Source organism: Variovorax sp. ISS6 (genome assembly GCF_056523145.1).
Map to the genome: position 1 here is coordinate 6,280,002 of NZ_JAWRZC010000001.1, position 20,875 is coordinate 6,300,876.

Sequence of the window (20,875 nt, forward strand, 5' to 3'; positions counted from 1 at the left end):
TTATGAAGAAATTAGGCTGAACATTTTTCATGGCGATGTAACGAGCAAACCACATCCTTTGGTTCTCACTTCGACGGCGCCCTCCGACCGCGCAGCCCTGCATGGCGGAACCCGTCCCTACTTCCAGAGGTTCATGGTGTTGACGACGCCCCAGTCTTTTTCCAAACGCTTCCTCGCGGTGGCCTGCGCAGTCTTCCTCGCATCGTGCGGGGGAGGCTCGGGCAACGGCGGGCTGGCCTTCCTTCCTCCGCCCGCCGGCCAAGGCACAGGCGGTTCCAGTGACTCCGGCGGCTCCGGCGGCGCCGGCACGCCCGACAACCCGACCGTCCGCCATGCCGCGGCCGTGAGCGTGCAGGGCGACGGCAGCGGCGACGTGGAGTCGCTCGACACCACGCTCGCCTGCCATGCCGACTGCAGCGCCGACTACGCCGAGGGTGCGAGCGTCAAGCTCATCGCGACCGCCGCGCGCGGCTCGGTCTTCGACGGCTGGCAGGGCGCCTGCGAAGGCACCGAGGCCTGCGAACTGACGATGGACCAGGCGCGCAACGTGGTGGCGAAGTTCTCGCTGGCCGCGAACGCCGCGCCCACGGGCACCTGGTTCAAGGGCGACACCCACGTGCACGACGACCACTCGGACGACGGCAGCGCGCCGCGCCAGCTCAACAAGGACAAGGCCAAGGGCAACCTCTCGCTGGCCGACCAGATCGGCCAGGCCGGCCGCACCGGCCTGGACTTCGTGCCCTTCACCGACCACCGCACCTACGACCAGCACTACGACCCGCTGTGGGAGTCGTCCTCGCTGCTGCTGATCCGCGGCGAGGAAGCCAACGGCAAGCCGCACGCCATCGCGCTCGGCGGCGTGGACTCGGTGGAGCAAGGCGCCATGCATCCGGACCGCGCGCAGTTCGCGCTGGTCCAGCAGTCGGTCTGGGATGCGCACGCGCAGGGCGCCATCTGGTCGGTCGCGCATGCCGACGATGGCGAGACGAATGCCGACGGCTCGCCCAACGTGAACGCCAACGTGCAGGGCGTCAACCTGGTCGAGGTCTGGAACCGCTCGAAGAGCCCCGACAAGCAGATGGACTACGCCGAGAACCGCTGGAACGCGGGCTTCCGCTTCGGCGTGGCCGGCGCCAGCGACAACCACTTCCGCGAGTACTGGGGCGCGCCCTACCTCAACAGCCCCGGCATGCCGGTGACCAAGGTGCTGGCCAAGGGCTACAACGAGCGCGGCATCCTCGAGGCGCTGCGCGCGGGCTACACCAGCCTGTCGATCAACCCGACCGGTCCCGGCGTCTCGATGACCACCGACCTCAAGGGCGGCGGCTACACCGCCATGAGCGGCGACGAGGTCTTCGTGCCCGCGGGCACCACCGGCCACCTGCGCATCGGCGTGCAGCGCGCCGCCGGCATGGACGTGCTGCTGTTCCGCATGCCCGGCAAGAGCGCCGGCCCGATGAAGACCTTCAAGCCCACCCGCGACGACGAGACCTACACGGTCGACATCACCGCCGGCTCGCAGCCCGACTGGTACCGCGTCGAGGTGCGCGGCATCAACGTGCCGATTCCGCCGGCCGCGCCCGCGATGGAGCTCAAGGCGGCCGTGTCGCCGATCTTCGTGTCGCCCGCCCCGGTCGAGGCCAAGGCCGAGATCGCCGTGCCGAAGGAAGACAGCGTGCCCGACGGCGCGCTGCGCGTCGCCGGTGCGCGCGGCGACTTCGCCGGCTTCCCCGACCTCGTGACCGCCGACGGCGTGACGCACGTGGTCACCGAGATGCATGGCGATGCCACCAGCACCGTGGTCTACCGCCGCCGGGATGCCAAGGGCGCCTGGAGCGATGCCGGCCAGACGCTGAGCGGCAAGGGCCAGGCGCGCTTCCCGCGCGTGGCCGTGCGCGGCAACGACGTCTGGGTGGCCTGGGAGGAAGACGCGGTGCAGGTGCCGCACCGCCCGGTCATCAACCTGCGCCATTCGGCCGACGGCGGCGCGACCTGGGCCTCGACCGACACCGTGCGCGCGCTCGAGGGCCGTGCCGAGCATCCGGACGTCGCCGTGGCCGCGAGCGGCAAGCCGGTGCTGGCCTGGCAGGAGATCCGGGCCGACCAGCCCTTCGACATCATGGTGCAGGAGGTCGGCACCGACGCGCAGCCGCGCAACCTCTCGCGCGCCGGCAAGTCGGTCGACGCCGGCGTGCTCGACGACACGCGCTCGCCGCACTACCCGGCCTCGGTGCTGCCGAACCTGACGGTCGCGGCCGACGGCCGGGTCGCCGTGGCCTGGCAGGACAACCGCAACGACCAGGACCCGCTGTGGACCGGCGCCGCCGCCTACGGCGACGGCTCGAATCCCGACGACTGGCAGGTCCAGGTCGCGGTGCGCGATGCGGCCGGCGCCTGGAAGACGCCCGTGAGCCTCGGCGCCACCGACCGCGCCGATCGCCATCCCGACGTGATCTTCGGCGGCAACGGCGACCTGGTCGTGGCCTGGGAAAGCAAGGAGCAGGAGCCGGCCGGCAAGAACATCGCGGTGCTCGCGGCGGTGTCGGGCGACGGCGGCGCGACCTTCTCGGCCCCCACGGTGCTGGCCGCGGAGCCCACCACCATGAGCCAGCGCCCGCGCCTGGGCGTGGACAAGGACGGCTCGGTGCGCGCGGTCTGGTTCGACTCGCGCTCGGCCGACTGGCGCTGGCGCGTGATGACGGCGGTCTACAGGAAGCCCGCGGGCTGGGACACCGGCGCGCTGCTGAAAGGCACCGGCATCAACACCTGGCCCGTGACCTCGGGTGGTGTCATCGCCTTCGCGAGCACGCGCAACGCCACGCGGCTGCAGCGCGACCCGACGCAGCAGGTGTTCCTGTTGTCCGCGAAGTAGGCGCCCCCCGCTTCCAGGCCCGATGCCCCGCTCGCGCGGGGCATTTTTCATGGGGCCGGTGCCTGAAGAAAGGGCTCCCACAGGCCCGGGAATACCCTCTGCCAGCCCGGGCCCTTTCTTGCCTACATTGCTTGTATGCAAGATTTCCGACGACTTGCATGCAAATAACACAGGAGATTTCCATGCGTCGTTTCACCCGCTCCCTGTTCGGCCAGGTCGTGCTCGCCCTGCTGATCGGCGTGGTGCTGGGCCTCGTGGCCCCGCAGTTCGCCGTCAAGCTCAAGCCGCTGGGCGACGGCTTCATCAAGCTGATCAAGATGATCATTCCCGTGCTGGTCTTCTGCGTGGTGGTGCATGGCATCGCCGGCGCGGGCGACCTGAAGCGCGTGGGCCGCGTCGGCGTGAAGGCGCTGATCTACTTCGAGGTGCTCACCACCATCGCGCTGGCGATGGGGCTGGTGCTGGCCTTCGTGTTCCAGCCCGGCGTGGGCATGAACGTCGATCCGGGCAAGCTCGACCCGGCCGCGATGAGCGCCTATGCCTCCAATGCCGACAAGCTCACCAGCGGCGGCACGGTCGAGTTCCTGATGAAGCTGATCCCCACCACGGTGGTGAACGCCTTCGCGACCGGCGACGTGCTGCAGGTGCTGCTGTTCGCGGTGCTGTTCGGCTGCGCGCTGTCGCTGCTCGGCGAGCGCGGCAAGCCGGTGGCGGTGGTGGTGGACGCGCTTTCGCTGGTGCTGTTCAAGATCATGGGCATCCTCATCAAGCTGGCGCCGCTGGGCGTGCTCGGCGCGATCGCCTTCACGGTGGGCCAGTACGGCCTGGGCTCGCTCAAGCAGCTGGGCATGCTGATCGCGCTGTTCTACCTCGCGGTGCTGCTGTTCGTGTTCGTGGTGCTGGGCTTCGTGATGCGCATGTCGGGCTTCAGCCTCTGGAAGCTGCTGCGCTACCTGCGCGAGGAGCTCGCGATCGTGTTCGCCACCACCTCGTCGGACAGCGTGCTGCCGCAGATCATGGCCAAGCTGCGCCGCATGGGCATCCGCGACTCGACGGTGGGCCTGGTGATCCCCACCGGCTACTCGTTCAACCTCGACGCCTTCTCGATCTACATCACGCTGGCGGCGGTGTTCATCGCGCAGGCCACCAACACGCCGATCACCATGACCGACCTGCTGACGATCCTCGCGATCTCGCTGGTCACCTCCAAGGGCGCGCACGGCGTGCCGGGCTCGGCGATCGTGGTGCTGGCCGCCACCCTGCATGCGATTCCGGCCATTCCCGCGATCGGGCTGGTGCTGGTGCTGTCGGTCGACTGGTTCATGGGCATCGCGCGCGCGCTCGGCAACCTGATCGGCAACTGCGTGGCGACGGTGGCGATCGCCGCCTGGGAAGGCGACATCGACCGCGAGCGCGCCCATGCGGTGCTCGACGGCCGCGTGGCGCCCGAAGAACCGGCACTCGAGCCGGCGCTGGCAGAATCCGGCGCGCCGCTCGCCGGCGCCGCCCTCGAACGCCACTGAAGCAAGCCACCGCCGCCACCGATGAGCACCACCGAAGTCAGCCCCACCGTCATCGCCGAGCGCGTGGTCGAGGCGATCCTCGCGCAGAAGCTCGCGCCCGGCGAGCGGCTCGGCGAGCAGGCGCTGGCCGAGAACTTCGCGGTCAGCCGCACCATGGTGCGCGAGGCGCTGATGCAGCTGCAGGCGCGCGGCTTCGTCGAGGTGCAGTCGCGCCGCGGCTGGTACGTGGTCGAGCCCTCGGCCGAGGAGGCGCGCGACGCCTTCCGCGCGCGCCGCATCATCGAGTCGGGCATCCTCTCGGAGCCCGAGGGCCGGCCGCTGGCGAAGGTGATCCGCAAGCTGCGCGACCACATCGCCGACGAGCAGCGCGCGGTGGAAGGCGCCGATGCCGCCACCCGCGCCTTCCTGCTGGCCGACTTCCACGTCTGCCTGGCCGAGCAGCTCGGCCACCAGTTGCTGGTCGACGTGCTGCGCGACCTGACGGCGCGCACCACGCTCGCGGCCACGCTCTACCAGTCGAAGCACGAGGCCGGCCAGTCCTGCGCCGACCACGAGGCGATCGTGGCCGCGCTCGAGAACGGCGACCGGCCGCGCGCGCGCAGCCTGATGCTGGCGCACATCGGCAACGTCGAGCGCGCGCTCGAGGTCGAAGCCAGCGCCGAACCCGATGCCTCGGCGCGGCTGCGCGCCACGCTGGCGCCGGTGGCCTTGCCGCGCGCCAAGCGCTGAGAACCGTGCATTAGGTCCGCGCCGGCCGCTGGCGAGGGCGCACGAAGGGGCCGGCGACTACAAAAGCGGCCCGGCGCGCTCGGCTACAGTCCGGGACAACCATGAATTCTCCCCAACTCCAGCGCGGCGTGTTCCTCGCCCTGCTCGCCGTCGTCACCGTCGCTTTCCTGTGGGTGCTGATGCCGTTCTTCGGCGCGGTGCTCTGGGGCGTGGCGCTCGCGATCCTGTTCACGCCGCTCTACAAGTGGCTGCTCAGGAAGATGCGCGGCAAGCCGAACGCGGCGGCGCTGTCCACGCTCGCGATCTGCCTGGTGATCGTGATCCTGCCGCTGGCGATGATCGGCGTGTCGCTGGTGCAGGAAGTGGCGCTGGTCACGCAGAACATCCGTTCGGGGCAGATCAACTTCGCGGCCTACTTCCAGCAGATCCTGGCCGCCACGCCGCAGTGGCTGCTCAACCTCGTCGAGCGCTTCAACCTCGGCGACGCGGCCGCCTGGCAGGCGCGCATCTCGGCCATCGCCGGCCAGGGCAGCCAGCTGATCGCGAGCCAGGCGCTGGCGATCGGACAGAACACTTTCGACTTCGTGGTCAGCTTCTTCGTGATGCTGTACCTGCTCTATTTCCTGGTGCGCGATGGCGCCGAACTGTCGAAGAAGGTGCGCGACGCGCTGCCGCTGGCCAAGCCGCACACGCACTACCTGCTCAACAAGTTCACCACCGTGATCCGCGCCACCATCAAGGGCAACGTGGCGGTGGCGGTGGCGCAGGGCACGCTGGGCGGACTGGCCTTCTGGTTCCTCGGCGTGCAGGGCGCGCTGCTGTGGGCGGTGCTGATGGCCTTCCTGTCGCTGCTGCCGGCGGTGGGCGCGGCGCTGATCTGGGGCCCGGTGGCGATCTACTTCCTCGCCACCGGCCACTTCTGGCAGGGCGGCATCCTGATCTTCGTCGGCGTGTTCGTGATCGGCCTGGTCGACAACATCCTGCGCCCGGTGCTGGTGGGCAAGGACACGCAGATGCCCGACTACATCGTGCTGATGTCGACCATCGGCGGCATGGCGATCTTCGGCATCAACGGCTTCGTGATCGGGCCGGTGGTGGCGGCGCTGTTCATGGCGGCGTGGAGCCTGTTCGCCGATTCGGGGCACGTGGGAACGGGCCACGAGACCCCCGAAGCGGACGGCGAGGAAGGCCGCCGCAAGAATCCTCACAAGCATTGAGGACACAGCGAGCGCCGGCCGTTCGCGCCGGCCCTCGCGCATTTCGCGCGTGCATTCGCGCATTCCGTCGCATGGCGGTGGGCAGCATCCGCCGCCTTTGGGATCGTCGGGTCTTCCATCCACCACGACGAGGACCGCCATGCACCTTCCCGCTTTCCTGCCCCGCCCGGCCGCGCGCACCCTGTACGCCGCGACCGCCGTCGCCGCCCTCGCGGCCGCCACCTTCGTCCCGCTGAGCGCGCGGGCCGCCGACCTCAGCCTGAACGTGGCCGACGGCCCCGCGACCGAGGCCACGCTCTACATCGCGCTGTACGCCGATGCCGCCAGCTTCGGCGCCAGCAAGCCGCTGGCCTCGCAGAGCCTGCCGCTGCGCGAGGGCAAGGCGCGCGTGGTGTTCGCGGGTCTGCCGCCGGGCCGCTATGCGGTGCGCGCCTATGCCGACGAGAACGGCAACGGCAAGCTCGACACCAACCTCGTGGGCCTGCCGACCGAGCGTTACGGCTTCTCGAACGATGCCAGGGGCAAGCTCGGCGCGCCCGACTTCGAGGCCGCGGCGATCGGCGTCGACGCCGACCTGCAGAGCGCCATCCACCTGCGCTGAGGAGGCCGCCATGCAACGACGCGAACTGCTGCGCCTGCTGGCCGGCACCGGCGCCCTGCCCCTGCTCGCGCCCTGGGCCCGAGCGGCGGGCGCGGCCGGCGAGGAGAACTGGCAGGCCCAGTTCGAGGCCGCCGACGCCCCCTGGAAGATCGGCTTCGCCACCCCGCCCGGCGACCTGCCGCCGACCCGCGCCACGGTGCGCGGGCGCTTTCCCGACGCGGTGGCCGGCACGCTGTTCCGTGTCGGCCCCACCGGCCACGACCTCGGCGGCGAGCGCTACCACCACTGGTTCGACGGCGACGGCATGGTGCACCGCTTCGCGATCGCGGGCGGCGAGGTGCTGCACCAGGGCGGCTACGTGGCCACGCCCAAGCGCGTGGCCGAGCTGCGCGCCGGGCGCCGGCTGGTCGAGGCCTTCGGCACCGTGCCGCCGGGCGCGGAGCCGCCGGCCTCGCCCGACGCGATGAACGTCGCCAACACCAGCGTGCTGCCGCTGCAGGGCGAGGTGCTGGCGCTGTGGGAAGGCGGCTCGGCCACGCGCCTCGATGCGCGCACGCTCGACACGCTGGGCCTGAAGACCTGGCGCGCCGACCTCGCGGGCATGCCGTTCTCGGCCCATCCGAAGGTCGACCCCGACGGCACGGTGTGGAACTTCGGCGTGAGCTCGGGCGCGAGCCTGCTCGCGCTCTACGAGATCGCGTCCGAGGGCACGCTGCGCCGCGCCGCCGCGGTGCCGGTGCCCGACCTGCCGATGGTCCACGACTTCGCCGTGACCGAGCGGCACCTGGTGTTCCTGATGCCGCCGCTGGTCTACGACGGCAAGCGCAAGGAGGCCGGTGCCAGCTTCCTCGACGCCCATGTCTGGCGGCCCGAGCTCGGCATGCGCGCGCTGGTGGTCGACAAGCGCGACTGGGAGCGGCGCCAGCTGCTGACCCTGCCGGCCGGCTTCCTGTTCCACGTCGGCAATGCCTGGGAGGAAGACGCGCCGCGCGGCCCGCGCATCCACGTCGACTACGTGCGCACCGAGGACGCCGAATCGGTGTTCACGACCAACCGCGAGCTGATGCGCGCACGCCGCGTGCGCCAGAACGAGCCGCGCCTGACCGTCGCCACGCTCGACCTGGCCGCCGGCCGGGCCACGCAGAAGGTGCTGCCGCAGGAGGCCGAGTTCCCGCGCATCGATCCGCGCCGCGTCGGCCTGCGCCATCGGCAGGTGATCCATGCCACGCTGACGCGGCCCGACGTGCCGGGCTTCCAGGCGGTGGCGCGCACCGACGTCGAGAGCGGCCGCAGCGAGCGCTTCGTCCATGGCGCGCAGTCGATCGTCGAGGAGCATGTGTTCGTGCCCGACGGCAGGAAGCCGGGCTGGGTGCTGGGCACCTCGCTCGACTTCGGCCGCAAGTGCACGGTGCTGTCCTGCTTCGCGGCCGACCATCTCGCGGCGGGGCCGGTGGCGCAGGCCACCTTGCCCTACGCACTGCCGCTGGGGCTGCACGGGGCCTTCGTGAAGGCCTGAGGCGCGAGGGGACGCCGTCAGGCGTCCCACCAGCCTTCGTCGAAGCGCCCCTGCAGGAAGGCCACGAAGCTCGACACCTTGCCCGGCACCAGCTTGGGCGACGGGAAGACGGCGTGGATCTCCTGCTCGGGCAGCGCATGGTCGGCCAGCACCGCGCGCACCTTGCCCGCGGCCAGCGACTCGCTGGCCACGTAGCGCGGCATCAGCGCGATGCCCAGGCCGTCGCGCGCGGCCGCCAGCACGGCCGAGAGGTTGTTGGAGCGGAAGCGGCCCGACACCGGCACCGTCACCGGCTCGCCCTTGGGCGTGTGCATGCGCCAGAACTCGTCGCCCACCACGCTGCTGTAGATCAGCGCCACGTGCGCGCTCAGGTCCTGCGCGCGCCTGGGCGTGCCGTGCTTCTTGAGGTAGGCCGGCGAGGCGACCATGGCCCAGGGGTTGGCGCCCAGGTAGCGCGCGCCCAGCGAGGAATCGGCCAGCTTGCCCATGCGCACCGCCACGTCGATGCCCTGCGCGATCAGGTCCACGTAGCGGTCCTCGAAGCTCAGGTCGATCTGCACCTGCGGATACCGGCGCATGTACTCGAGCGCGAGCGGCACCACCACGCGGCGGCCGAAGGCCACCGAGGTGCCGACGCGCAGCAGGCCCTGGGCCTGGTTCTGGCGCAGCTGCACCACGCTGTCGGCCTCCTCGGCGTCGCGCACGATCGACTTGCACTTCTCGTAGTAGAGCGCGCCGGGCTCGGTGAGGCTCACGCCGCGCGTGTTGCGGTTGAGCAGCCTTACTTTCAGGCGCGCCTCGGTGGCGGCGATCTGCTTGGTCACCGTGGGCTGGGTGGTGTGGAACTCGAGCGCGGCCTTCGAGAAGCTGCCGGTCTCCACCACGCGCACGAACATTTCCATTGCCAGCAACCGGTCCATCGCCACTCCTTCGGATCGCCGCCATCCTAATCACTTATTCCGCAATGGAATAGGTTTTATGGTCCCGTGCCGTCTTCTTGGAATCCCCCCCGCTTCCTACAGTGGACCCAAGCTTTTAAGGAGACTTTCAATGGCAAAGATGACCGCGGTCCAGGCCGCCGTGCTGGTGATGGAGAAGGAGGGCGTGACGCAGGCCTTCGGCGTGCCCGGTGCCGCCATCAACCCGATGTACTCGGCGCTGCGGCAACGCGGCAGCATCGCGCACATCCTCGCGCGCCACGTCGAGGGCGCCTCGCACATGGCCGAGGGCTACACCCGCGCCGTCGCCGGCAACATCGGCGTGTGCATCGGCACCTCGGGCCCCGCGGGCACCGACATGATCACGGGCCTGTACTCGGCCTGGGCCGACTCGATCCCGATCCTGTGCATCACCGGCCAGGCACCGCGCGCGCGCCTCTACAAGGAAGACTTCCAGGCGGTCGACATCGAGTCGATCTCCAAGCCGGTCACCAAGTGGTCGGTGACGGTGCGCGAACCCGGCCAGGTGCCGCAGGTGTTCCAGCAGGCCTTCCACCTGATGCGCTCGGGCCGCCCGGGCCCGGTGCTGATCGACCTGCCCTTCGACGTGCAGATGGCGCAGATCGAGTTCGACATCGACAGCTACGAACCGCTCAAGCCCTACAAGCCGGCCGCGAGCCGCGCCCAGATCGAGCGCGCGATCGAGATGCTCAACGCGGCCGAGCGCCCGCTGATCGTGGCCGGCGGCGGCGTCATCAATGCCGACGCGAGCGAACTGCTGGTGCGCTTCGCCGAAGCCACCGGCGTGCCCGTGATCCCCACGCTGATGGGCTGGGGCTCGATCCCCGACGACCATCCGCTGATGGCCGGCATGTGCGGCCTGCAGACCAGCCACCGCTACGGCAACGCCACCATGCTGGCCTCCGACTTCGTGCTGGGCATCGGCAACCGCTGGGCCAACCGCCACACCGGCTCGGTCGACGTCTACACCAAGGGCCGCAAGTTCGTGCACGTGGACATCGAGCCCACGCAGATCGGCCGCGTGTTCACGCCCGACTTCGGCATCGTCTCCGATGCCAAGGCCGCGCTCGAGCTGTTCGTGCAGGTGGCCGAGGAGATGAAGGCCGCGGGCCGGCTGCCGAGCCGCCGCGAGTGGGCCAACGCGTGCATCGAGCGCAAGAGGACCATGCTGCGCAAGACCAACTTCGACGAAGTGCCGATGAAGCCGCAGCGCGTGTACCAGTGCATGAACAACAACTTCGACAACGACACCTGCTACGTCAGCACCATCGGGCTGTCGCAGATCGCCGCGGCGCAGTTCCTGCACGTCTACAACCCGCGCCACTGGATCAACTGCGGCCAGGCCGGCCCGCTGGGCTGGACCATTCCCGCCGCGCTCGGCGTGCGCGCGGCCGACCCCACGCGCAAGATCGTCGCGCTCTCGGGCGACTACGACTTCCAGTTCATGATCGAGGAGCTCGCGGTGGGCGCGCAGTTCAAGCTGCCCTACATCCACATCGTGGTCAACAACTCCTACCTCGGCCTGATCCGCCAGGCGCAGCGCGGCTTCGAGATGGACTACTGCGTGCAGCTGGCCTTCGACAACATCAACGCGGGCCCCGACGCCGGCATCGAGAGCAGCTACGGCGTGGACCACATGAAGGTGGTCGAGGGCCTGGGCTGCAAGGCGATCCGCGTCAACCGCCAGGAAGAGATCGCCCCCGCGATCCGCCGCGCCGAGGCGCTGATGGCCGAGCACGGCGTGCCGGTGGTGATCGAGGTGATGCTCGAGCGCGTGACCAACATCGCGATGGGCACCGAGATCGACAACATCACCGAGTTCGAGCCGCTCGCGGAGACGCCGGCCGATGCGCCCACCGCAGTGGCGGCGGTGCTGCTGGACTGAGCACGGGCCATCGCCGAATCGATTCGAAGGACCACACACCATGCCCAAGTTCGCAGCCAATCTCACCATGCTCTTCACCGAGCTGCCGTTCCTGCAGCGCTTCGAGGCCGCCGCCAAGGCGGGCTTCGAGGCGGTGGAGTACCTGTTCCCCTATCCCTTCGAGAAGAAGGACCTGACTGCCGCGCTGCGCGCCAACGGCCTCGCGCAGGTGCTGCACAACCTGCCGGCCGGCGACTGGGACAAGGGCGAGCGCGGCATCGCCTGCCATCCGGACCGCACCGGCGAGTTCCGCGAAGGCATCGCGATGGCCATCGACTACGCCACGGCCCTCGGCTGCCCGCAGGTCAACTGCCTGGTCGGCAAGGTGCCGGCCGGCGTGAGCCACGACATCGCCCACCGCACGGTGGTCGAGAACCTGCGCCTCGCGGCTTCCGAGCTCGAGGCGGCGGGCATCCGCCTCTTGATCGAGCCGATCAACCCCTTCGACATTCCCGGCTTCTTCCTCAACCGCACCGAGCAGGCGATCGCGCTGATCGACGAGGTGGGCTCGGCCAACCTGCGCGTGCAGTACGACATCTACCACGCGCAGCGCACCGAGGGCGAGCTGGGCAACACGCTCACGAAGCACTTCGCGCGCATCGGCCACATCCAGCTGGCCGACAACCCGGGCCGCGGCGAGCCGGGCACGGGCGAGATCAACTACCCGTGGCTGTTCCAGCACATCGATGCGCTCGGCTACGACGGCTTCATCGGCTGCGAATACAAGCCGCGCGCCACCACCGTCGAAGGCCTGGGCTGGCGCGAGGCGCTGACCCGCGCGCAGTGAACGACGACACCACAAGATTCAAGGAAACCTCAGACATGACGCAACAAGCATCGCAACGCATCGGATTCATCGGCCTGGGCATCATGGGCGCGCCCATGGCGGGCCACCTGCTCGAGGCCGGCCACCAGCTGTTCGTGAACACGCACGGCAACACGCCCGAGCCCTTCATCTCGCGCGCCACCATCTGCGCCTCGCCGGTCGAGGTCGCGCGCCAGGCCGACATCGTGTTCGTGATGGTGCCCGACACGCCCGACGTGGAGAAGGTGCTGTTCGGCGAACCGGGCCGCGACGGCGTGGCCGCGGGCCTGAGCAAGGGCAAGATCGTGGTGGACTGCAGCTCGATCGACCCGATCGCCACCAAGGGCTTCGCGCAGCGCATCGAGGCGCTGGGCTGCGGCTACATCGACGCGCCGGTCTCGGGCGGCGAGGTGGGCGCCAAGGCCGCGAGCCTCACGATCATGTGCGGCGGCGACGAAGGCACCTTCGGCCGCGTGCGCCCGCTGCTCGAGAAGATGGGCAAGAACGTGACGCTGGTGGGCGGCGTGGGCGACGGCCAGGTCTGCAAGGTGGCCAACCAGATCATCGTGGCGCTCAACATCGCGGCCGTGGGCGAGGCGCTGCTGTTCGCGAGCAAGGCCGGCGCCGATCCGGCCAAGGTGCGCCAGGCGCTGATGGGCGGCTTCGCGAGCTCGCGCATCCTCGAGGTGCATGGCGAACGCATGATCAAGCGCACCTTCGCGCCGGGCTTCCGCATCTCGCTGCACCAGAAGGACCTGAACCTCGCGCTGCAGAGCGCGCGTTCGCTGGGCGTGGCGCTGCCGCAGACGGCCGGCGCGGCGCAACTGATGAACGCCTGCGCGGCACTTGGCCACGGGCAGCAGGACCACTCGGCGCTGGTGCGCGCGCTGGAAGCGCTGGCGCAGCATACGGTGGCGCCGGACTGAAACCGTCGAAATCGGGCAGCCGGACGCAGAGGACGCAAAGATTTCGCGAAGAACGCGAAAGGGACCGAAGACAACTTTGAGATTTCTTTTGCGTCTTTCGCGAAACCTTCGCGTCCTCTGCGTCCGGAAGTCCGCTCCCTACTTCGCTGCCTCCAGCGACTCCTTGAGGTTGCGCCGCCGCCAGGCCCAGGTCTTGATGGCCTGCGGCAGGATGCCGAGGCAGGAGGCGTAGTAGGTCACCTTGAAGCCCCAGAAGCGCGGGCCGATGGGGGTGTCGCGGAACAGGTCGCCGGCCAGGATCGACAGCAGCGCCTCCTGCATGCGCCAGACGTTGCGCGGCGCCATGAACAGGCGCCGGATCGCCGGCGAGGTGATGCGGTAGATGAACCACGAGAACATCTTCGGCCCGCGCTTCATGACCTTCTCGTAGTGGCGGAACGCGCGCTCGGCCTCCCTGGCCTCGCCGCGCAGCCACAGGTCGGCGGCCGTCGCGGCCTCGAAGCCGCTGTTCATCGCGAGGTAGACGCCCGAGGAGAACATCGGGTCGACGAAGGCATAGGCGTCGCCCACCATCATGAAGCGGTCGCCGCGGCAGAACTTGGAGTCGTAGGCGTAGTTGCCGGTGGCGGTGGCGCCCTCCATCAGCGTGGCGTTCTTCAATCGCGCGGCCAGCTTGGGCGCGAGCGCGATGGTCTCCATCAGGAAGTCCTCGAGCGAGGCGCCCTGGCGGCGCTTGAAGTAGGCCGGCGAGGCCACCGCGCCGACGCTCACGGTGCCGTCCTTGAGCGGGATGTACCAGAACCAGCCGTGGTCGAACCAGAAGAGCGAGATATTGCCCTCGAAGCGGCCCGGCCGGCGCTCGGCATTGGCGAAGTGGCCGTAGAGCGCGGCGCTCGCATGCTTGCGGTTGCGCTGCTTGGCGTCGAACTGGTTCGACAGCAGGGTGTCGCGCCCGCTGGCATCGATCACGAAGCGCGGGCGCCAGGCGGTCTCGGTGCCGTCGTCGGCCTTGATCTTCACCAGCGGCCGGTTGTCGGGCGTGCCCTTGCCGGCGTCCATGTCGACGCCCGTGACGCGCTGGCCCTCGAAGGTCCGCGCGCCGCGCTTGCCGGCATGGCGGAACAGCAGCTCGTCGAACTCCGAGCGGCGCACGTGCACCGCATACGGGAAGCTCTTGTCCATCGCCTCGCCGAAGTCGAAATGGCTGCTGTGGTCGTGCCAGGGCGAGACGAACTCGGCGCCGTGCTTGCGGATGCCGATGGCCTCGACCTCGGTGCGCACGCCGAGCCGGTCGAACAGCGGCATGTTCATGGGCAGCAGCGATTCGCCGATGTGAAAGCGCGGATGCTGCGCCTTCTCGAACAGCACCACGTCGTGGCCCTTGTCCGCGAGCAGCGCGGCCACGGTGGAACCCGAGGGCCCGCCGCCGATGACCACGACGTCGGGTTCGGTGCTGGTGAAAGGTCCGGAAGTCATTCGCTGCAAGCCTCTTGTTGTCGTTCTGTCATGTGGAGGATGAAGCCGCCCTCGCGGCAGGGCCGCAACCGGCCGGAGCGCAGTTTAGCGGCCCCCCGGGCCGCGCCGAACCCGTTCCGGCGCGCGGCCGCGGCCGCCGCGCATCCATCGGGGGCCACGCCCGCTATGGGTTCAGGCCTTTTCGGCATCGCCCTGGCAGGAAGAGGTAGCGCTTTTGCGGTAGCCTCGTTCCCCGTCAGAAACAAGGAGACTTTCCATGGCCGCCCCCCTGTCACCGGCAGAAGAAGCACTGCGCGAAGCTGCCCGTGAATACCACCGCTCGCCCGTCAAGGGCAAGATCTCGATCACCCCGACCAAGCCCCTGCTGAACCAGCGCGACCTGTCGCTGGCCTATTCGCCGGGCGTGGCCTATCCCTGCCTCGACATCGCGGCCGATCCGGCCACCGCCGCCGAATACACCGCGCGCGGCAACCTGGTGGGCGTGGTCACCAACGGCACGGCCGTGCTGGGCCTGGGCAACATCGGCCCGCTGGCCGCCAAGCCCGTGATGGAAGGCAAGGGCTGCCTGTTCAAGAAGTTCGCCGGCATCGACGTGTTCGACATCGAACTGGCCGAGACCGATCCCGACAAGCTGGTCGAGATCATCGCGGCGCTCGAGCCCACGCTGGGCGGCATCAACCTCGAGGACATCAAGGCGCCCGAGTGCTTCTACATCGAGAAGAAGCTGCGCGAGCGCATGAACATCCCGGTGTTCCACGACGACCAGCACGGCACGGCCATCATCTCGGCCGCCGCGCTGATCAACGGCCTGGAACTGGTCGACAAGAAGATCGAGGACGTGAAGATCGCCGTCTCGGGCGCGGGCGCCGCCGCCATCGCCTGCCTCGACGTGATGGTGGGCCTGGGCGTGAAGCCCGCCAACATCCACGCCTGCGACTCCAAGGGCCTGATCTACACCGGCCGCGCGGGCGGCTTCGACGAATCGAAGGCGCGCTACGCGCAGCCCGACACCGGCGCGCGCACGCTGGCCGACGTGGTGAAGGACGCCGACGTGTTCCTCGGCTGCTCGGCCCCGGGCGTGATGACGGCCGACATGGTCAAGACCATGGCGCGCCAGCCGATCATCCTGGCGCTGGCCAATCCCGAGCCCGAGATCCGCCCCGAGCTCGCCAAGGCCGTGCGGCCCGACTGCATCATCGCCACCGGCCGCTCGGACTATCCGAACCAGGTCAACAACGTGCTGTGCTTCCCGTACATCTTCCGCGGCGCGCTCGACTGCGGCGCGAGCAAGATCACGGAAGAGATGAAGCTGGCCTGCGTGCGCGAGATCGCCGACCTGACCAAGGCCGACATCAGCGAGGAAGTGGCCACCGCCTACGCGGGCCAGGAGCTCGCCTTCGGCCCCGACTACATCATTCCCAAGCCCTTCGATTCGCGCCTGATCCTGCGCATCGCGCCGGCCGTCGCCAAGGCCGCGCAGGCCTCGGGCGTGGCCACGCGCCCGATCGAGGACATGGAGGCCTACCGCCAGCACCTCACGCGCTTCGTCTACCAGACCGGCATGTTCATGCGCCCGGTGTTCACCGCCGCCAAGCTGGCCACCGCCAAGCGCGTGGCCTACGCCGAGGGCGAGGACGAGCGCGTGCTGCGCGCGGCCCAGTACGCGGTCGACGAAGGCATCGCGCGGCCGATCCTGGTGGGTCGCCCCGCCGTGATCGAGGCCCGCATCAAGAAGGCCGGGCTGCACATCCGCCTGGGCGCCGACTTCGAGGTGGTCGACCCCGAGGACGATCCGCGCTTCCGCACCTACTGGGAGAGCTATCACAAGCTCATGGGCCGCCGCGGCATGACGCCCGAGGCCGCCAAGGCCGCGGTGCGCCGTTCGAACACCGTGATCGCCGCGCTGATGATCCACCTCGGCGACGCCGACGCGATGATCTGCGGCATGGTCGGTCGCTTCGACGCCCACCTCGAGCACATCCGCGACCTGATCGGCCTGAAGCGCGGCGCGCCCGGCTTCGCGACCCTGAACGCGCTCACGCTCGACAAGCGCACCATCTTCATCACCGACACCAACGTGAACGAGGACCCGAGCGCCGAGATGCTCGCCAGCATCGCGCTGATGGCGGCCGAGGAGATCCACCGCTTCGGCCTGCCGCCGAAGGTGGCCTTCCTCTCGCACTCGAACTACGGCAGTTCCTCGCGCGGCTCGGCGCGCAAGATGCGGCTGGCGCGCGACCTGTTCGCCCAGATGGCGCCCGACATCGAATGCGACGGCGAGATGCACGGCGACGCGGCGCTCTCCGAAGAGATCCGCCGCACCGCGCTGCCCGACAGCACGCTCTCGGGCGAGGCCAACCTGCTGGTGTGCCCGAACCTCGATTCGGCCCACATCCTCTACAACGTGCTGAAGATGACCGGCGCCAACGGCATCACGGTGGGCCCGGTGCTGCTGGGCGCCGCGAGCTCGGCGCACGTGCTCACGCCCTCGTCGACGGTGCGCCGCATCATCAACATGACGGCGCTGGCGGTGGCGAAGGTCACGGTCGACAAGTAAGCAGGAAGGCCGAGCCTGGGGCCGCGATCGCGCCCCCAGGCTCGGCTTCGGTGCGAACGTCCCCTGAGAATCGAAGGTTTCTCACCCTCGCGGTGCGGTTTTCCCCAGCGACGCACCGCATCGAGACGCGGGAAGGGTTCGCACCAATCACGTGCGGGCACCGTTTTTGCTTGAATCCGGAAGCATTTCACCTTCACGGAACCAAGCCCGCATGAACAAGCGCCATCTGCTCCAGTCCTTCCTCGCCGCCTCGGCCCTGAGCTTCGGCCTGCCCTCGGCCTTCGCCCAGGCCACGACGCCGATCAAGTTCCAGCTCGACTGGCGCTTCGAGGGACCGGCCGCGCTGTTCCTGCATCCGGCCGCCAAGGGCTACTTCAAGGCCGCCGGCCTCGACGTGACCATCGACGCGGGCAACGGCTCGGGCGGCACGGTCACGCGCGTGGCCTCGGGTGCCTACGACATGGGCTTCGCCGACCTCGCGGCGCTGATGGAATTCCACGCCAACAACCCCGACAGCCCGAACAAGCCGGTCGCGGTGATGATGGTCTACAACAACACGCCGGCCTCGGTCATGACGCTCAAGAAGAGCGGCATCACCAAGCCCGCCGACCTCACGGGCAAGAAGCTCGGCGCGCCGGTGTTCGACGCCGGCCGCCGCGCGTTCCCGATCTTCGCCAAGGCCAACAACATCGGCACGGTCAACTGGACCGCGATGGACCCGACCCTGCGCGAGACCATGCTGATGCGCGGCGACATCGACGCCATCACCGGCTTCACCTTCACCTCGCTGCTCAACCTCGAGGCGCGCGGCGCCAAGACGGCCGACGTGGTGATCCTGCCCTACCCCGACTACGGCGTGAAGCTCTACGGCAACGTCATCATTGCCTCGCCCAAGCTCATCAAGGAGAACCCCGAGGCGGTGAAGAAATTCCTCTCGGCCTTCGCCAAGGGCGCCAAGGAAGTGATCGCCAATCCCGCGCAGGGCATCGAGTCGGTGAAGGCGCGCGACGGCATCGTCGACAGCAAGCTCGAGACGCGCCGCCTGCAGCTCGCGATCGACACCGTGATCAACAGCGCCGACGCACGCGCCGACGGCTTCGGCGCGGTGAACGCGGGCCGCCTGTCGCTGATGGCCTCGCAGGTGTCGGATGCCTTCAACACCAAGACCCGCGTGAGCCCCGAGGCCGTGTGGACCGCCGCGCTGCTGCCGCCGGCCGCCGAACTCAGCGGAATCCTGCGCAAGTGATGGCGGACGCCGCGAACGAGGCCGCCCCCTTCGTCGACTTCCAGGACGTCTGGCTCGCCTACAACGAGGAGCTGCTGCGCGCCAACCACTTCGCGGTCGAGGCCATCGACCTGAAGGTCAGGCGCGGCGAGTTCATCGCCATCGTCGGCCCCTCGGGCTGCGGCAAGTCGACGTTCATGAAGCTCACGACCGGGCTCAAGATGCCGTCGATGGGTCGCATCCGCATCGACGGCGCGCCGGTGACCGGGCCACTCAAGATCTCGGGCATGGCCTTCCAGGCGCCCTCGCTGCTGCCCTGGCGCACCACGGTCGACAACGTGCTGCTGCCGCTGGAGATCGTCGAGCCCTACCGCTCGAGCTTCAAGGCCAAGCGCAAGGAATACGAGGACCGCGCGCGCCGCCTGCTGCAGAAGGTGGGCCTGGGCGGCTACGAGGACAAGTTCCCGTGGCAGCTCTCGGGCGGCATGCAGCAGCGCGCGAGCATCTGCCGCGCGCTGATCCACGAACCCAAGATGCTGCTGCTCGACGAGCCCTTCGGCGCGCTCGACGCCTTCACGCGCGAGGAGCTGTGGTGCATCCTGCGCGACCTCTGGACCGAGCAGCGCTTCAACGTGATCCTGGTCACGCACGACCTGCGCGAATCGGTGTTCCTGGCCGACACGGTCTACGTGATGAGCAAGAGCCCGGGCCGCTTCGTGGTCAAGCGCGAGATCGAGCTGCCGCGTCCGCGCGAGCTCGAGCTCACCTACACCAAGGAGTTCACCGACATCGTGCTCGAGTTGCGCAGCCACATCGGCGCGATCCGCGGCAATGCCGCCGGCGCGACCGGTGCCGCCGCGGTGGCCCACTGAGGAGCGGCCATGAAGAACAACAAGCAACTCGAACGCTGGTCGCCGTGGCTGCTGCTCGTGGCGGTGATCCTGCTGTGGCAGGTGATCTGCGCGGGCTTCGGCGTCTCGGACTTCATCTTCCCGAGCCCGCTGCGCATCTGGAACCAGTTCTGGGAGTTCAAGGAGATCATCGCGGGCCATGCCTGGCGCACCTTCTGGGTCACGATGGCGGGCTTCGGCCTCGCGATCGTGGTGGGCGTGCTGCTCGGCTTCGTGATCGGCAGCTCGCGCCTGGCCTACGCGGCCATCTATCCGCTGATGACGGCCTTCAACGCGCTGCCCAAGGCGGCCTTCGTGCCGATCCTGGTCGTGTGGTTCGGCATCGGCATCGGGCCCGCGATCCTCACGGCCTTCCTGATCAGCTTCTTCCCGATCATGGTCAACATCGCGACCGGCCTCGCCACGCTCGAGCCCGAGCTCGAGGACGTGCTGCGCGTGCTCGGCGCCAAGCGCTGGGACGTGCTCGTGAAGATCGGCCTGCCGCGCTCCATGCCCTACTTCTTCGGCTCGCTCAAGGTCGCGATCACGCTGGCCTTCGTGGGCACCACGGTCAGCGAGATGACCGCCGCCAACGAGGGCATCGGCTACCTGCTGATCTCGGCCGGCTCGTCGATGCAGATGGGCCTGGCCTTCGCGGGGCTGATGGTGGTGGGCGCGATGGCGATGCTGATGTACGAACTCTTCAGCGTGATCGAGAAGCACACCACGGGCTGGGCGCACCGCGGGTCGCAGAACCAGTGAGCGTCATGCCGGCCGGGCCGCGGGCGCGGCCTGCGCGCCGGCCAGCCAGCAGGCGGCGGTGAAGCGCACTTCGTCGCCCTGCACGAAGGGTTCGAAGGCGGCACGCACCGTCTCGACGACGCGATCGCGCGTTGCCGCATCGGCCTGCTCGAGCGCGATGCCGACCGGGCCGAGGCGGCTCAGGTAGGGCATGAGCTCCCGCGCGGGCAGGCTGCAGGCCAGATCGACGGGACGGATCGCGATGGCGCCCCAGCCGGCCTGCGCGAGGATGGACTCGACCCGCTCGCGGTCCGCGAAGCCGAACTGTCCCGGCGCGCCCGGCCGGCGCGCGGGCAGTCGAGGCAACAGCGGCGCCGCCGCGCGTTCGGCCGTGGTCATGAACGGGTTCTCCGCGGCCGCGCGCCACGCGAGGAAGCGCAGCGCGGCACCGTCGCGCGCGGCACGCCGCAGGTTCGCGAAGGCCGCGACGGGATCGCCGAAGAACATCACGCCGAGGCGCGAGACGAGGGTGTCGAACCCGGCCGGCGCGAAGGCATGGGCCTGGGCATCGGCGCACACGAAGCGCGCCCGCGAACCCTCGCGCTCGGCGCGTGCGCGGGCGGCCTCGATCATCGGCGCCGAGATGTCGATGCCGACGCATTCGCCAGCATCGCCCGACGGGCTCGCGAGCGCGAGCGTGACGGCACCGGTGCCGCAGCCCACGTCGAGCACGCGACCGAGCGAATGCCCGGCCAGGGACTCGATCAGCAGCGTGCCGAGCGGTCCGAACAGGCGGTCGAGCAGCGGCTGCCGGTCGACCCAGGCGCGGCCCGCCGGGCCGTTCCACAGCCGCGACTGCTCGCTGTCGGACTCTTGCGTGTCGTGCATCTTTCTTTCCTTTCTGGCTTGCCTTC

The 20,875-nt window shown here is 69.4% G+C and carries 16 protein-coding genes; 13 read left to right on the plus strand and 3 right to left on the minus strand.

Annotation, left to right across the window (positions count from 1 at the left end; translation table 11 throughout):
* Positions 1-136: 136 nt before the first annotated feature.
* The 6 genes from AC1HIL_RS28920 to AC1HIL_RS28945 all read left to right on the plus strand — a co-directional run bounded on the left by AC1HIL_RS28920 (position 137) and on the right by AC1HIL_RS28945 (position 8,458).
* A complete protein-coding gene (locus AC1HIL_RS28920; protein WP_479672788.1) occupies positions 137-2,872 on the plus strand; it encodes a CehA/McbA family metallohydrolase in 2,736 nt (911 codons plus the stop codon).
* A gap of 182 nt (positions 2,873-3,054) precedes the next feature.
* The gene (locus AC1HIL_RS28925; protein WP_057591553.1) at positions 3,055-4,395 is read left to right on the plus strand and encodes a C4-dicarboxylate transporter DctA; all 1,341 of its coding nucleotides are present in this window, start codon (positions 3,055-3,057) and stop codon (positions 4,393-4,395) included.
* 21 nt (positions 4,396-4,416) lie between these two features.
* The gene (locus tag AC1HIL_RS28930) at positions 4,417-5,124 is read left to right on the plus strand and encodes a GntR family transcriptional regulator (protein WP_057591554.1); all 708 of its coding nucleotides are present in this window, start codon (positions 4,417-4,419) and stop codon (positions 5,122-5,124) included.
* Positions 5,125-5,225: 101 nt separating this feature from the next.
* The gene (locus tag AC1HIL_RS28935; RefSeq protein WP_422096135.1) at positions 5,226-6,341 is read left to right on the plus strand and encodes an AI-2E family transporter; all 1,116 of its coding nucleotides are present in this window, start codon (positions 5,226-5,228) and stop codon (positions 6,339-6,341) included.
* 139 nt (positions 6,342-6,480) lie between these two features.
* Positions 6,481-6,942, plus strand: a complete 462-nt coding sequence (locus AC1HIL_RS28940; RefSeq protein WP_296724972.1) for a DUF2141 domain-containing protein — start codon at positions 6,481-6,483, stop codon at positions 6,940-6,942.
* Positions 6,943-6,952: 10 nt separating this feature from the next.
* Complete coding sequence (locus AC1HIL_RS28945; RefSeq protein ID WP_479670612.1) at positions 6,953-8,458, plus strand: carotenoid oxygenase family protein; 1,506 nt, start codon at positions 6,953-6,955, stop codon at positions 8,456-8,458.
* Between the two features lie 17 nt (positions 8,459-8,475).
* On the opposite strand, the gene AC1HIL_RS28950 is transcribed toward AC1HIL_RS28945, so the two are convergent.
* Positions 8,476-9,378 (minus strand): LysR family transcriptional regulator, encoded by a 903-nt coding sequence (locus AC1HIL_RS28950; protein ID WP_057591557.1) that lies wholly within the window; start codon positions 9,376-9,378, stop codon positions 8,476-8,478.
* A 130-nt stretch (positions 9,379-9,508) separates the two neighbouring features.
* Here AC1HIL_RS28950 and gcl point away from each other — a divergent pair, with 130 nt between their 5' ends.
* Genes gcl through AC1HIL_RS28965 form a run of 3 tightly spaced genes read left to right on the plus strand, consistent with a single transcriptional unit; the run spans position 9,509 to position 13,072 of the window.
* Positions 9,509-11,302 (plus strand): glyoxylate carboligase, encoded by a 1,794-nt coding sequence (gene gcl / locus AC1HIL_RS28955; RefSeq protein WP_057591558.1) that lies wholly within the window; start codon positions 9,509-9,511, stop codon positions 11,300-11,302.
* A gap of 40 nt (positions 11,303-11,342) precedes the next feature.
* On the plus strand, positions 11,343-12,128 hold the full coding sequence (gene hyi / locus AC1HIL_RS28960; RefSeq protein WP_296741790.1) for a hydroxypyruvate isomerase: 786 nt from the start codon (positions 11,343-11,345) through the stop codon (positions 12,126-12,128).
* A 35-nt stretch (positions 12,129-12,163) separates the two neighbouring features.
* Entirely contained in the window at positions 12,164-13,072 is a 909-nt protein-coding gene (locus tag AC1HIL_RS28965) for a 2-hydroxy-3-oxopropionate reductase (RefSeq protein ID WP_057591560.1), read from the plus strand.
* Between the two features lie 138 nt (positions 13,073-13,210).
* On the opposite strand, the gene AC1HIL_RS28970 is transcribed toward AC1HIL_RS28965, so the two are convergent.
* Positions 13,211-14,548, minus strand: coding sequence for an NAD(P)/FAD-dependent oxidoreductase (locus tag AC1HIL_RS28970; protein WP_261210763.1), 1,338 nt, complete (start codon positions 14,546-14,548; stop codon positions 13,211-13,213).
* 256 nt (positions 14,549-14,804) lie between these two features.
* Between AC1HIL_RS28970 and AC1HIL_RS28975 the strand changes: the two genes are divergently transcribed.
* The 4 genes from AC1HIL_RS28975 (at position 14,805) to AC1HIL_RS28990 (ending at position 19,982) form a co-directional block, all read left to right on the plus strand.
* Positions 14,805-17,105, plus strand: coding sequence for an NADP-dependent malic enzyme (locus tag AC1HIL_RS28975; RefSeq protein WP_479670613.1), 2,301 nt, complete (start codon positions 14,805-14,807; stop codon positions 17,103-17,105).
* 211 nt (positions 17,106-17,316) lie between these two features.
* Complete coding sequence (locus tag AC1HIL_RS28980) at positions 17,317-18,351, plus strand: ABC transporter substrate-binding protein (protein WP_057591563.1); 1,035 nt, start codon at positions 17,317-17,319, stop codon at positions 18,349-18,351.
* Entirely contained in the window at positions 18,351-19,202 is an 852-nt protein-coding gene (locus AC1HIL_RS28985) for an ABC transporter ATP-binding protein (RefSeq protein ID WP_479670614.1), read from the plus strand. The genes AC1HIL_RS28980 and AC1HIL_RS28985 overlap by 1 nt, the downstream gene beginning before the upstream one ends.
* A gap of 9 nt (positions 19,203-19,211) precedes the next feature.
* Complete coding sequence (locus tag AC1HIL_RS28990; RefSeq protein WP_296741781.1) at positions 19,212-19,982, plus strand: ABC transporter permease; 771 nt, start codon at positions 19,212-19,214, stop codon at positions 19,980-19,982.
* Between the two features lie 3 nt (positions 19,983-19,985).
* Here the strand turns inward: AC1HIL_RS28990 and AC1HIL_RS28995 are convergent, their stop codons facing one another.
* The gene (locus tag AC1HIL_RS28995) at positions 19,986-20,849 is read right to left on the minus strand and encodes a class I SAM-dependent methyltransferase (protein ID WP_479670615.1); all 864 of its coding nucleotides are present in this window, start codon (positions 20,847-20,849) and stop codon (positions 19,986-19,988) included.
* Positions 20,850-20,875 lie beyond the last annotated feature (26 nt).